Annotated in this window: 11 protein-coding genes and 3 pseudogenes; 10 read left to right on the top strand and 4 right to left on the bottom strand. The window is 60.9% G+C overall.

The genetic code is table 11. The annotated features are described in order from the left end of the window. From AC1D1A_RS20375 to AC1D1A_RS20345, 7 genes and pseudogenes are all read left to right on the top strand, one after another. Window positions 1-272 (top strand): annotated as a pseudogene (locus AC1D1A_RS20375) (ABC transporter permease); the annotation flags it as partial. A 3-nt stretch (window positions 273-275) separates the two neighbouring features. After that, window positions 276-1313, top strand: a complete 1038-nt coding sequence (locus AC1D1A_RS20370; RefSeq protein WP_476860276.1) for an ABC transporter ATP-binding protein — start codon at window positions 276-278, stop codon at window positions 1311-1313. Continuing rightward, on the top strand, window positions 1310-2260 hold the full coding sequence (locus AC1D1A_RS20365; RefSeq protein ID WP_476860275.1) for an ATP-binding cassette domain-containing protein: 951 nt from the start codon (window positions 1310-1312) through the stop codon (window positions 2258-2260). Before AC1D1A_RS20370 ends, AC1D1A_RS20365 begins: the two co-directional genes overlap by 4 nt. 245 nt (window positions 2261-2505) lie before the next feature. Then, window positions 2506-2727 (top strand): annotated as a pseudogene (locus tag AC1D1A_RS20360) (PfkB family carbohydrate kinase); the annotation flags it as partial. A 100-nt stretch (window positions 2728-2827) separates the two neighbouring features. Continuing rightward, window positions 2828-4333 carry a glycoside hydrolase family 32 protein gene (locus AC1D1A_RS20355; RefSeq protein WP_476858054.1) on the top strand — a complete coding sequence of 502 codons (1506 nt, stop codon included), beginning with the start codon at window positions 2828-2830 and terminating at the stop codon, window positions 4331-4333. A 71-nt stretch (window positions 4334-4404) separates the two neighbouring features. Further along, on the top strand, window positions 4405-5403 hold the full coding sequence (locus AC1D1A_RS20350) for an aldo/keto reductase family protein (RefSeq protein WP_476858053.1): 999 nt from the start codon (window positions 4405-4407) through the stop codon (window positions 5401-5403). Between the two features lie 400 nt (window positions 5404-5803). Beyond that, window positions 5804-6010, top strand: a pseudogene (locus AC1D1A_RS20345) (transposase); the annotation flags it as partial. 50 nt (window positions 6011-6060) lie between these two features. On the opposite strand, the gene AC1D1A_RS20340 reads toward AC1D1A_RS20345, so the two are convergent. From AC1D1A_RS20340 to AC1D1A_RS20330, 3 genes are all read right to left on the bottom strand, one after another. Beyond that, a complete protein-coding gene (locus AC1D1A_RS20340; RefSeq protein ID WP_230012749.1) occupies window positions 6061-6297 on the bottom strand; it encodes a hypothetical protein in 237 nt (78 codons plus the stop codon). Between the two features lie 360 nt (window positions 6298-6657). Then, window positions 6658-8088, bottom strand: coding sequence for an APC family permease (locus AC1D1A_RS20335; RefSeq protein WP_476948566.1), 1431 nt, complete (start codon window positions 8086-8088; stop codon window positions 6658-6660). After that, window positions 8078-8998 carry a carbon-nitrogen hydrolase family protein gene (locus tag AC1D1A_RS20330; protein ID WP_476858051.1) on the bottom strand — a complete coding sequence of 307 codons (921 nt, stop codon included), beginning with the start codon at window positions 8996-8998 and terminating at the stop codon, window positions 8078-8080. The genes AC1D1A_RS20335 and AC1D1A_RS20330 overlap by 11 nt, the downstream gene beginning before the upstream one ends. A 115-nt stretch (window positions 8999-9113) precedes the next feature. On the opposite strand from AC1D1A_RS20330, the gene AC1D1A_RS20325 reads away from it, so the two are divergent. Continuing rightward, complete coding sequence (locus tag AC1D1A_RS20325) at window positions 9114-9731, top strand: TetR/AcrR family transcriptional regulator (protein ID WP_476858050.1); 618 nt, start codon at window positions 9114-9116, stop codon at window positions 9729-9731. A gap of 102 nt (window positions 9732-9833) precedes the next feature. Beyond that, window positions 9834-9998, top strand: a complete 165-nt coding sequence (locus AC1D1A_RS20320) for a hypothetical protein (RefSeq protein ID WP_476858049.1) — start codon at window positions 9834-9836, stop codon at window positions 9996-9998. Window positions 9999-10249: 251 nt separating this feature from the next. On the opposite strand, the gene AC1D1A_RS20315 is transcribed toward AC1D1A_RS20320, so the two are convergent. After that, window positions 10250-11137, bottom strand: coding sequence for a LysR family transcriptional regulator (locus tag AC1D1A_RS20315; protein WP_476860270.1), 888 nt, complete (start codon window positions 11135-11137; stop codon window positions 10250-10252). Window positions 11138-11369: 232 nt separating this feature from the next. Here AC1D1A_RS20315 and AC1D1A_RS20310 point away from each other — a divergent pair, with 232 nt between their 5' ends. After that, window positions 11370-12836 carry an ABC transporter substrate-binding protein gene (locus AC1D1A_RS20310; protein WP_476948565.1) on the top strand — a complete coding sequence of 489 codons (1467 nt, stop codon included), beginning with the start codon at window positions 11370-11372 and terminating at the stop codon, window positions 12834-12836. Window positions 12837-12879 lie beyond the last annotated feature (43 nt).

Here is a 12879-nt window from a genome sequence, read left to right as displayed (position 1 = left end):
CCATCGTGATGAGCACCCTGCTGGGCTGCGTCATCTACGGCATCGGGGCCCAGGCGGGCCTTGAGTTCCTGGGGCTCGGCGATACCGGGTCCGTCAGCTGGGGAACCAACCTCTATTGGGCCAACAACGACGGTGCGCTCATGACCGGCGACTGGTGGGTGCTCCTGCCCTCCGGTGTCGCCATCGCCGTCGTCGCATTTGCCCTGGCCATGATCAACTACGCCGTTGATGAAATTACCAACCCTCGCCTGCGCGTGGAAAAGAAAGGCTGACAGATGGAAACCCTGACTGAACGGGACCGGGGAAACATCGGCCGTGCCGCCGTCGGCCCCGTGCTGAGTGTGAAGAACCTGCAGGTTCAATACACGGCGGAAAGCGGAAACGTCACCGCCGTGGATGGTGTCAGCTTCGACATCGGCGCCGGAGAAGTGTTCGGGCTCGCCGGTGAATCAGGCTGCGGCAAGTCGACCATCGCAAACGCGATCATGCGTCTCCTGCAGACCCCGGCAAAAATCACGGGCGGTTCCATCGAGCTCGCTGGAAGGAATCTCCTGGACCTGGGCGAGGAAGAACTGCGACGCACCCGCTGGCGCGACGTCTCCATGGTCTTCCAAAGCGCGATGAACTCCCTGAACCCCGTCATGACAATCGGAGATCAGATCGTCGATGTCTTCACCACCCACGAAAAGATGCCCAAGAAAGCCGCCCGCGAACGCGCCGCAGAGCTTCTGAAACTTGTCGACATCAGCCCCGACCGGCTCAAGTCCTACCCGCACCAGCTCTCCGGCGGAATGCGCCAGCGGGCAGTGATCGCGATAGCACTGGCACTTAAACCCTCCCTCCTCATCATGGATGAACCCACCACTGCCCTGGACGTGGTCGTTCAGCAGGAAATCATGCACCAGATCAAAGAACTTCAGCAGCGGCTGGGTTTTTCCATTCTGTTCATCACCCACGACATCTCGCTCATGGTCGAGCTCTCCCACCGCATGGCTGTGATGTATGCAGGAAAGCTGGTCGAAGTGGCTCCCTCGAAGCAAATGCTGGACAACCCTCTCCACCCCTACACGAACGCCCTGATGGGAGCGTTTCCTCCGCTGACCGGACCGAGAGTGGAGTTGATAGGTATCCCGGACGCCCCGCCGAACATGGCCCATCCCCCCACCGGATGCAGCTTCCACCCCCGGTGCCCGCTTGCTATCGACTCCTGCCGCACCATCGAACCGCCGCTTCTTCCCGGAGCCGAAAACCACGAGGCAGCCTGTCTGCTCGTACCCGGATATGTCGTCCCCCGCGAAAGGTCACGCCGATGAGCCCCGCACACAGCACCTCGTCCCGCCCAGGAACGGCGACCGAGCCACTGGTTCAGGTACGCAACCTGAGCAAGGACTATCAGCTTGGAAGTTTCCCGTTCCGTTCGACGGTACGTGCGGTCAACGACGTCTCCTTTGACATCAACCGCGGCGAGATTGTGGCACTCGTCGGGGAATCCGGCAGCGGAAAGAGCACCATCGCCCGGATCCTTGCCCGCCTCGAGCAGCCCACAGGTGGCCAGCTCATCCTCGACGGACAAGACATTTTTTCCACCGAACGCCGCCGGGCGTCGATGAAGTACCGCAGCAAGGTCCAAATGGTCTTCCAGGATCCCTTCGGATCCCTCAACCCGGCGCACCGCATCGAGCACTTCCTGACGCGTCCCCTGCAGCTGCACGGAGAAAACGACAGCCCGCGGGCCCTCAAACTCAAGTTGCGTGAACTAATGGCAACAGTCGGTCTGGGCGAGCAGATGCTGGACCGATACCCCCATCAGCTGTCCGGCGGACAGCGGCAGCGCGTCGCCATCGCCAGAGCCCTGGCCGTGGAACCCGAAATCATACTGGCCGACGAACCCACCTCGATGCTCGACGTCTCGGTCCGCATCGGAATTCTCAATCTGATGCGCAAACTCCGCGATGAACGGGGCGTGTCCATGCTCTACATCACCCACGACCTCGCATCCGCACGCTACATCGCAGACACAACCATGGTGATGTGCGCCGGGGACCTGGTCGAGGGTGGCGAGAGCATCGAGCTGATGGCCGCCCCCCATCACCCGTACACACAATTGCTGCTCTCCGCCGTACCCGACGCCCGCAGAACCCAGACCGTTCGCCCACCGAAGAGGGACGCCACAGGGCGGAACGCTGCCCGGGGCACCGGCGAGCGGGTCACCCTGACCAAATCCCATTGGGCGCTGAAAGTGCCGGAATCCGCCCACTGACGGCCCCAAATCCGCCGTCCGAGAGGCCGCTTTACCCGCGGAATCAGACCCGCACAGCTCCATTGGCTGCCGAAAACCAGAAAGAATCCCATGATGAACCCCTCTGCTGCACTGTCCGCCCTACCCGAGGTGGTCGTTGTCGGCGAAGCACTTGTCGATGTGGTCCACACGGGGAACGGCGTCACCGAGCACCCGGGGGGCTCCCCCGCCAACGTGGCCTACCGACTCGCCCGTCTCGATGTTTCAGCGTCCCATCCGTGGCAACCGTTGTCGCGGACACCATCGGGGCAGGAGATGCCTACATGGCGACCCTCATCCTGGGGCTTCTGACCAGAGGACGCGAGGGCCTGGCTCCGCCCGTTCTCGAACAGATCGCCCGCATGGCATCCATGGCAGCCGCCATTACGGTGGGCCGTCCAGGGGCGGACCTGCCCTCCTTGGCAGAAATGCGGGCCCCGGTCAGCTGACCACCACTTTCCGTCTCCAACACCGCGGCCAATCTGACGATCACGTCAGATCCTGGCCCTTTCCTTGCCCCATCCCGAAATTGAAACGAGTGCACCTCCCATGACGGCTGTGACCACCACACACCCGGAAGCCTTCCGGCCCGCCCTGCATTACACGGCCCGAAACACCTGGCTCAATGATCCCAACGGACTGATCTACCATCAGGGCCTCTACCACCTCTACTACCAAAACAACCCCTTCGGAAACACCTGGGGAAACATGTCCTGGGGCCACGCCACGTCGGAGAACCTCACCGACTGGACCGAACAGCCTGTCGCGATTGCCTGCGACGAGCAGGAGGACATCTTCTCCGGCAGCATCGTGTTCGACAGCCAAAACTGCAGCGGGTTCGGCACCGAATCGGCGCCCCCGCTGGTGGCCATTTACACCAGCGCCTACAAGGAAGCCTCGCCGCTGCACGGCGTCCAGGCCCAGTCGCTGGCCTACAGTCTGGATGGCGGCTTCACCTGGAAAAAATACGCGGGCAATCCCGTGCTCAGTCGCAACTCGGCCAACTTCCGTGACCCCAAGGTTTTTCGCTATGACGGCGGGGCCGGCTCCTACTGGGTGATGGCGGCCGTCGAAGCCCACGACTACAAAGTAGTCCTCCACAAGTCCGATGACCTGAAAACCTGGGAACACCTTAGCGATTTCGGCCCCGTCAACGCCACAGGCGGAATCTGGGAATGCCCGGACTTGTTTGCTTTGCCGGTGGACGGCAATCCACTGGAGATGAAATGGGTTCTGACGGTGAATCTGAATCCCGGCGGCCCGAACGGCGGTTCAGCCGGGCAATACTTCACAGGAGACTTCGACGGCGTCCAATTCACCTCCGACTCCATCATCACCAGCGGGGAGCAGGACCCCGACCGCCTTCAGGAGTACAACTGGCTGGACTGGGGACGGGACTATTATGCCGCCGTCTCCTTCAGTGACGCCCCCGACGGCAGGCGGATCATGATCGGCTGGATGAACAACTGGGACTATGCCAATCAGATCCCGACTTCACCCTGGCGGAGCCCCATGTCTCTGCCCCGGGAACTCTCCCTGGCCACAGTTGGCGGCCGCACCAGATTAGTCCAGAACGTCGTAGAGGAAGCCGTATGCAGCGATCAGGAGCCGGCTGTTCAGGACGGCCCCGTCCATCTGGCCGGGGAAACACGCCCGATCCCAGCCGCCACGGGCACGGTTCAGCTCATTGAAGCCGAGTTCACGGCCGGGACGGCCGAAGAATTCGGCCTCGTCGTTCGCGGGAGCGGCACGGAAGGAACCCGAATCGGCATCAACCCCGCCCAGGGCCGCCTCATCCTCGACCGGACGGCCTCTGGTGACACCGGCTTCCACGGTGGATTCGCCTCCGTCGACACCGCCCCCATCAGCGCCCGGGACGGCCGATACAGCCTGAAGATCTACGTCGACCACTGCTCCGTCGAGGTCTTCGCCCAACACGGCGAACTGGTGCTTACGGACCTGATCTTCCCGGACGAAACAAGCACCCGAGTTTCCATCTACGCCCACGGCGGCTCCGCCACATTCGAGAGCCTGAGGATCACGCCCCTGGTATAGGCCGGCGTCCCACACGACGCAGCCGCACACTGCAATACGGCCGCAGCAAACCAGATATGAAAGGCACCAGCATGGAATACCGCAAACTTGGTTCATCCGGGATGTACATCAGCGAACTGGCCTACGGAAACTGGGTCACCCACGGTGAGCAGATCGACCAGGACGCCGCCACGGCCTGCGTCCGGCAGGCCCTGGATCTGGGCATCACCACTTTCGACACCGCCGACGCCTACGCCGGCACCCGGGCAGAAAACACGCTCGGTGAAGCGCTAGCCGGTGTGCGGCGCGAAAGCGTCGAGATCTTCACCAAGGTCTACTTCCCCACCGGCGAGGGCCGGAACGACCGCGGGCTGTCCCGCAAGCACATCATGGAATCCATCAACGGCTCCCTGAAGCGGCTGCAGACCGACTACGTGGACCTCTACCAGGCCCACCGCTACGACTACGAGACGCCGCTGGAAGAGACCATGCAGGCCTTCGCCGACGTCGTCAGGCAAGGAAAAGCCCTGTACATCGGCGTCTCCGAATGGACCGTGGACGAAATCCGCGCCGGCGCCGCCCTCGCCCGGGAACTGGGCATCCACCTCATCTCCAACCAGCCCCAGTACTCCCTGCTCTGGCGGGTCATCGAAAAAGAAGTCGTCCCCACCTGCGAGGAGCTGGGCCTGGGACAGATCTGCTGGTCACCCATGGCCCAGGGCGTCCTGACCGGAAAATACGTCCCCGGCCAAGAAGCCCCGGCAGCATCCCGCTTCACAGGCGGGAACGGCAAGCTCAAGTCAGACAACCGCTACCTGACCGACGACATCCTCACCCGAGTCCAGCAGCTCAAACCGCTCGCCGCGGACGCCGGCCTGTCCATGCCCGCACTCGCCGTCGCCTGGGTACTGCAAAACCCCAACGTCTCAGCAGCCATCGTCGGAGCCTCACGCCCGGACCAGCTCAAAGACACCGCAACCGCAGCCGGAGTGAAACTGGACCCCGCCCTGCTGGCACAGGTCGACCACATCCTGGACCCCGTCATTGAACGGGACCCCGCAAAAGTGGAGTCTTTCACAGCCCGCCCATGACCGCGCGGGTAGCAAATGGCGTGCGCCTCTGGGAGCACGTCATCGACGAGTGAGACGTAGAAGTTGAGCTTGCCAGCGTATTCGGGCTGGAACTTGCCGTCCTGAGCTCAACGACGACGTAGCCCGTTAACCGCATCAACAATGCAATTCACAGCTGATGCTCGGCACCGCTCCCCGTCAGGAACGGGGCATTTTGTGCAGACACTGTCTGCACAATCGTTCTGCTCAACTGTTCTGCCGGCCTGGCAAAGGTAACTGAGCCTGTCACTACCGGAGTCTGTGAGTCCGTCCTGCGGCCGATAGCGAATACTACGCCATGGACGGGCTGATCGTTACTGGTAATTACGCAGCCTCTCCCCTGCCACGCATTGCTCGACGAAAGGTCCATTATCGGCATTGCACGAACGCCATTGAATCCGTCAACGCCCCCTACCGGCGCGCGATCCGGGCCAGGGGCCATTTCCCCATCGAGCAGGCGGCCTTGAAGTGCCTGTATCTGGCGACCAGGGCGCTGGACCCGAAGGGCAAAGGCAGGGCACGATGGGCCACACGGTGGAAGCCGGCACTGAACGCCTTTGCCATCTTCTTCGAAGGAAGAATCAATTGAATGCCAACCGCGGATCCACCGTTAAACGGACACTCCCGGCGTCCCCACTTTTAGGGCTTGTTGCTGTTGGGCAGGTCCCGTTCCACTGTTACTCCGTAGGGAACGTCAGCGCTGAGGTTCACTGTGTAATTGTCAGGTCCGTGGCGGGTGACGAGAATGCCCTGCCATCCTTCAGTCATCGAGTGGTCACGGGCCATCTCTACAGCCGTGTTGATACTGTCTGCGATTTCCGTCGGGGATAGGCCTGTGATGTGGAAGTAGCGGTCGGCCTCGATCGTGGTGATCATTGGACTCCTGATTTGCTCTTTATATCGTCTTTGATTTGATGCTCATGATGTGGGCACGTAGCGAATCGGCTCTTGGGGACGAAGAAATGGTTTTCAGTGATGGCCGACTCGCCCGATCGGATTGCTCGTGACCGGGGGTTTGCCCCCGAACTTGCACTGCATCCCGGGTTGCGGTTCGCGGCCCGGGATGCAGTGGGTTGTCACTCGGAACGGTACGGACTTTGGAGAGCACCCCACCGTGACAAGGGAACGGTGGCAAATGAAGCTGACAAGGTCCCGCTTCTTGAGATCGCGTACGCCACACACAGGGACGGGCCTGGAGGCTGGTGTCCGGGCCCGTCCTTATGGCTCCTCGGGGTTTTAGATTTCGGTGCGCGGCGCCTGGGTGGCATTCTGCTTGGCTGACCGCGTGTCGTCAGTGTTTGGGTGCTGAACCTCCTTGGTGGGTTCGTCCGGCTGGCCGTCGCGGTCGTGGAGACGCATCTCTGGTGGTTCCTTGCGGAATCCTTTAGTGAGGAAGGTTAGATAAACAACGCCCAGACCGATCCAGCAGAGGCCGATGGTGATGGCGATGGGACTGAGCTGGGTTAGAAGGTAGATGTCGACGGCGGCGCCCAGTATTGGTAGGACGATGAAGCCAATGACCGAAAGCTTTTTGCCTTGCCGGTGGTTTCGAATGAAGTAGGCGATGACGCAGAGGTTGACGGCTGTGAATGCCAGGAAGGCCCCGAAATTGATGAAGGAGGTTGCGGTTTCCAAGGAGATGTTCAGTGCCAGCATGGCCACGGCACCGACGAGGACCAGGTTGAAGATGGGCGTTTTGGTTCGGGGGTGGAGGCGTCCGAAGAGCCTGCGGGGTAGGACTCCGTCGCGGCCCATGACGTAGAGGAGTCGGCTGGTGCTGGCCTGGATGGCGAGGCCCGATGCGAACCCGCCGATGATGAAGAGCATGTTGGTGATGTTGGCGTAGAACTGCCCGCCGACGAGGACCTGCATGGAGTATGCTGCGGTCGCTGCGTGCTCGAAGTCTCCGCCTGGGTGAACGAGCTGCATGATGTAGGAGACCACGACGAAGATTATTCCGCCGACGAGGACGGTCAGGAGGATCGCGCGGGGAATGTTGCGCTGGGCGTTTTTGGTTTCTTCGCTGAGTGTGCTGACGGCGTCGAATCCCAGGAAGGCGTAGGCCGCGATAGCGGCTGCGGCAGCGACGCCGCCGACCGTCGTGGCATTGTTCCAGAAGGGGTCTGTGAACGACGCGGGTGGGTTTCCGCCGAGGTAGGCCAGGCAGTAGGCGATGAAGATCCCGATGAGGGTAACAACCAGAAGGGTCAGCGTTTTATTGACACGGTCAGCGAGCACGATGCCCGTGGCGTTGATGATCGTTGTCAGTCCTGCGTTGAGAGCGAGCCAGGCCCAGACGGGGATGCCGGGAAACTGCGCTGCAAGGTAGAACGATTGGAACAGCCAGGCCACGGTGGGAAGGAAGAGGTAGTCGAGGAGGATTGCCCACCCGACGAGGAAACCGACACGGGAATCGAGGAGCCGTCGTGCATACACGTAGGCCGATCCCGAGTTCGGAAAGATCTTTGCCATTTTCGCGTAGCTCAGGGCCGTCAGCAGCATCGCGACGGTGGCGAGGGCGAATGCTGTCGGGGCTGTTCCGTCGCTGGTGGAGGAGATGATACCGAAGATCGTCATTACGATTCCCGGAGCCATATAGGCCAAGCCGAACACGACGACCGACAGCAGGGACAGCTTGGGGGTAAGTTTAATGTTCTCAGCGGACATGGGGAGTTCCTTGGGCTGGGGCAGTGCTGAGGTTGGTCAGGGTTGACTGGGCGTTGGTCTGCCGCCACAGGCGGGGATCAAGCTGGCCGGCGTAGAGCGGCAATGGAATTGCGTCGTCGTTTTCAGCGAACTGGTCCCAGGGGCGGGTGACGCCCGCTGTGCCATATTGGCGGACGTTCCCTACTTGGTCCAGGTCGATGACATCGACCAATGTCGCGTCTTCGGGCCCGGTTGCCGAAATTCGCACGCGGCCTTCAGGGTCAACCAGAAGACTACGTCCGACCCCGTGGGGGCCCGCGGCGTTCACACTGGCGACGAAGTTCTGGTTCACGATTGCGTTGGCCTGGCTGATAACAACTTCCTGCACACGATCGTTGGTCGGGGTCTGGACAACATTGAGGACGAGTTCTGCCCCCATCCAGGCCAGGTGCCTGCTGTGTTCGGGGAACCAGGCGTCGTAGCAAATCGACAACCCGACGCGGCCGTAGCCGGTCATGTCGAAAACCACGAAGTCCTTACCGGAACAAACGGTCTCATAGGGCTTCCAGGGAAAGATCTTTCGGTACGCGGCTACTGCTTTTCCTTGTGGAGAGTAGACAACGGCGGTGTTGTAGATATGCCCGTCCGTACCACGTTCAAGCACGCTGCCAGGCAAAAGCCAGATCCCAAGGTCTCCTGCGAGCTCAGCAAGGGTACGGCCGCGTGGGCCATCAAGAGGTTCTGCCGAGGCGTCCATGTAGGCCTGCCGGTCCACAAACCCGGCAGAATCTACCGTGTTCAAGTGAAGCTCCGGGTAAACGAAAAGGTCGGCGACGGCATGCGCTTTGACCCTTCGCTCGAGACCAGCAGCAAAATCAGTCAAGGTCTCGGCGGGTGATTGCACAAGAGCCAGAGGGAGAAGTCGAGTCATGACGGTAGCATTCCTAGCGTGGGAGATTTCATTAACTAAAGATTAATTAAAGAATAATTAACGAACCTGGGTGTGTCAAGGGTCACTTCGAGGCCAGTGTGAAAGCATGGTGAGCATGGCAAGACCACGGAATCAGACAGCCCGCCGGGATCAACTCGTAGCAGCAGCAGGACGAGTCCTGCTGGACAGAGGGTCATCAGCGGCCCGCCTTTCCGACATTGCCAACGAAGCGGGCGTCACCCCGGCTGCGGTGCTGTACTACTACCGGGACGTCGACGAGCTCTTCAGCGAGGTCTTCCATCAAGGAGTTACGGAGTACTGTGACCGCCGGGAGGCCCGCATCAAAGCCGAAAGAGACCCTGAAGCGCAACTGAGGGCCTGCATCCACTCGGGCGTACCTTGGCCCGGGGAAAGCGAAACCGCTTCCCGGATCCTCGTGGAACTCATCCCAGTTTATCTGCGCAACGAGGCAGCCGCTCGGCAGCAGATGGCGTTCGTGGAGCGTCAAACGAACCTTTACAAAGGGATCCTGGAACGAGGCGCGCAGGAGGATGCCTTCACCCTCTCAGCGCCAGCCGGATTCTTGGCCCGGAGCTTCGTAGCCCTCGAGGACGGCCTCGTTATGGATGTACTCCTCGGCGACCTGACGCCGGAAGACGAGTACGAATTCCTGATCAGCTACGCGACGAACATGGTCAAAGCCAAGACCGGCAACAACTTGCAGCTCAGCTGACTCCCCGAGCAACAGCGGACACACGCAAGTTGACGGGCGCCACTCATCGGGCGCGCACCCCGGTGCGTCGGTATGCTCCGGCGATGCAGTCCTCGAAGGTCGTTGACCCCAAAGGATGTCGCGGTATCCGGACCGACGTGGGCCCAGATCCGCGAATCGCTGGGGATCACAAAACAGGCCGCCCACGGCTTCTACCGCCGGAAGATCGAAGAACAGGAGAAGTACCTGCCGAGCTTCACGACGCGGCAGCTGCGCGTGCGGTCCTGAAAGAAGTCCAGGAAGACTAGCCAGGCTCTCGCACCCAGCCTCCTGCGCGCGAAGAGTGCCTGGTTCGATCACTCCCCCAGTTCGCGATAGGTCCGGTATCGGCATTTTCCAGGGAGCGGAAGTAGCTTCGAGAGCTCCTGTCGATGGCCACTGCCCCTGGAGCCACGCCCCGCGAATCCCGTGAGCCCTTAGCAATCAGGGTTCGGGGGCCGGTCAACCACCAGGGCCGAGAGTTGAGGATTGCATCCCTTCTATATTCGAGCGGCGGGGTACAGCTCCGAGGTGAAACGTGAAAGGTTCTGCAGGCACTCCCTTATGGCAGGCGCGGCGAAATGCAGCGGATTCCAGACGCCGAAGAGAGTGAACACGAGGTCCTTTCCCCGATGAGTGATGGGCATGGCGTGCACCCCAAAACTCGGATCATCCGAGAGTACGCAGATGCCTTTGCCGGCGGCTGCCAAGGCTTGGCCGATCCGGGCGGAGCGTACTTCAAATCCGGTCGTGTAGGTCAGGCGCTCAGTGCTAACAGCATCGTCGAACATTGTGCGGACACCAAAATCGGCTGTCATGGTTATGAGAGGCCATTGGACGAGTTCCTGGAGGCTGATTTTCTCCCTCCCGGCAAGGGGGTGTTTGGCGTTGCACTGGGCCCAAAGGAACGCCCTGCCAACTACAACCGATTTGAGCTCGGATGGTGGTGGCTTTGTTCCCAGAGCTAAGTCAGCCTTACCCTCCTGCAGCGCATGGTAGACAAACTCGGGGGTCGCCTCGACAACATTGGTCAGGACTCCATCGGGCCCCTGCGAAACAATGAAAGGGGCGATGATGTCGGCGATGGTGGCAGAGGCTGCCGCTATCGTAAGCCGTTGCACCGAACCTCCGGCCATCGCCCGTGCGGATGATTTGGCCTGGGCGGCGCGGGTGACCAGGTCCTTGGCGATGGGCAGAAACGCAGTGCCCGCCGCGGTCAGCGACAATTTTGCTCCTGATCTATCGAAGAGGGTGAGTCCCAGGTCCTGCTCCAAGGAGCGAAGCTGCCGGGATAAGGATGGTTGGGCCACCCTCAAAGAGCGTGACGCAGCATTGATTGATCCTTCATCAACGATGCTCAGGAAATATGTCAGGTGCCTCAAGTCCACTATGCCTCCAAGGTATGAGTTTTACTCATCATAGGCATTTCCCAGGCATAGTCGCGCTTAGTTAGACTCGTCACACTTTCCTCCCTTCTTCAAGGAGTCTCTGTTGGCACTCTCATTTCCACACCCGGCTCGGACTGTGCTTGTCACGGCCACAGCCGCCGTCGTTGCCCTTAGCGCGGCGGGATGCAGTCCTGCCGCACCCAAAGCTTCTTCCGGCCCCGACGTTTTCTCTGTGGCCGCATCTGCAGCCATTACTACGTGGGATCCGGTTCGTTCGTTTTCCACCGAAGCCCTCTACATGGGCAACATATACGAACCCCTGCTTTGGAAGAACCCTGCAGGTTCCGCAGAAGCGTATTCCCCGGCAATAGCCGAGTCCTGGAGCGCCACTGCCGACGGAAAATCCTGGACATTCAAGATCCGCTCCGGAGCCACCTTCCACGACGGCGAGCCGATCAATGCCGCGGCGGTCAAAGCCAGCATCGACGCTGCCAGGGACCATGCAGCCGCATCCTTCATCTGGGCACCGGTGGAGAGCGTTACCGCCCCGGACGACTCCACTGTCACGCTGCAGCTGAAGTACGCTGCGCCGATGGACCTCGTCGCCTCCTCGACCTACGGCGCCTGGATCGTTGCCCCGAAGGCCCTGGCCGCATCCGCCAAGAATGACAAGTACTTCGAGGCCGGAATCGACGCGGGCTCCGGCCCCTACACCATCGACTCCTACAAGCCCGGCTCTAAGGTCGTGCTGAAGAAGTACGACGGCTACTGGAACAAAAAGGCTGCATCGCACGTCGACTTTGTCGACATCTCTATCACCCCGGATGCAGTCACGGCCCAGCAGATGCTGACCGCAGGTGAGGTGGACTACGCGACCAACATTCCCTTGGAAAACGTCAAGACCCTGGCMAGCGATCCGAAGTTCACGGTGAAAGACTTCAACTCACCGTTCAACTTCCTGGCCATGTTTAACACGAGCCGCGCACCACTCAACGACCCGGAGGTCCGCCGCGCGCTCAGCTACGCGATTCCGTACAAAGAGATCATTGACATCGGCGGGCAGGGCTACGGCACGCAGTCCCACGGCCCTGCTCCCAGCGGCATCTTCCCCTACAGCCAGGACGTCCCGCAGTACTCCCAGGACTTGGAAAAGGCCAAGCAACTATTGGCCTCAGCTGGTCATGCCGACGGCATGAACCTCAAACTCACCTACGCCTCCGAGAATCCCGCGGAAGCACGGTTCGTGCCGCTGATCAAGGACGCCTTCGCCAAAATCGGTGTGAAGCTGGACGTGAAAGCCGAACTTTTCAACCAGCAATGGGACAGCGCAAAGGCTGATCCTCAGAGCGCCCAGGACATCTTTGTACTTAACTACTGGCCGACTTACAGCGACGCCGGCAGCGACAATCTCACGACGCTGTTCCATTCCAGCGAAAAGCCATCCTTCAACCTGAGCTATTGGAAGTCCCCGGAGTACGACAATTTGGTTGACAAGGCGGCAACCTTGACGGGAACGGACAGGGACGCAGCCCAGGGCATTTATAAGGAAGCCATGGACCTCCTCTATAGGGAAGCACCTGCCGCATTCCTCTACGATGCGCGCACAGTCTCAGTCGTTCCGGCCGGGTTGGAAGTTCCCCCCTACAACGAAAATTACCCGTTCACGGCCTTCTTCGCCCCCATCAAACGCGCCGCCTAAACGATACGACGCAGGCAGGGGCCCGGGCTGCACCAACAAAGCC

Source organism: Arthrobacter sp. P1_B9, from assembly GCF_056406495.1.
Note: the sequence above shows the minus strand (reverse complement) of the source record. Positions and strands in the feature narration are given on the sequence as shown.

Coding starts and splice junctions, on each gene's coding strand:
- AC1D1A_RS20370 (WP_476860276.1), top strand. CDS start 276: ATGGAAACCCTGACTGAACGGGACCGGGGAAACATCGGCCGTGCCGCC.
- AC1D1A_RS20330 (WP_476858051.1), bottom strand. CDS start 8,998: ATGACTCGACTTCTCCCTCTGGCTCTTGTGCAATCACCCGCCGAGACC.
- AC1D1A_RS20335 (WP_476948566.1), bottom strand. CDS start 8,088: ATGTCCGCTGAGAACATTAAACTTACCCCCAAGCTGTCCCTGCTGTCG.
- AC1D1A_RS20365 (WP_476860275.1), top strand. CDS start 1,310: ATGAGCCCCGCACACAGCACCTCGTCCCGCCCAGGAACGGCGACCGAG.
- AC1D1A_RS20355 (WP_476858054.1), top strand. CDS start 2,828: ATGACGGCTGTGACCACCACACACCCGGAAGCCTTCCGGCCCGCCCTG.
- AC1D1A_RS20340 (WP_230012749.1), bottom strand. CDS start 6,297: ATGATCACCACGATCGAGGCCGACCGCTACTTCCACATCACAGGCCTA.
- AC1D1A_RS20325 (WP_476858050.1), top strand. CDS start 9,114: ATGGCAAGACCACGGAATCAGACAGCCCGCCGGGATCAACTCGTAGCA.
- AC1D1A_RS20350 (WP_476858053.1), top strand. CDS start 4,405: ATGGAATACCGCAAACTTGGTTCATCCGGGATGTACATCAGCGAACTG.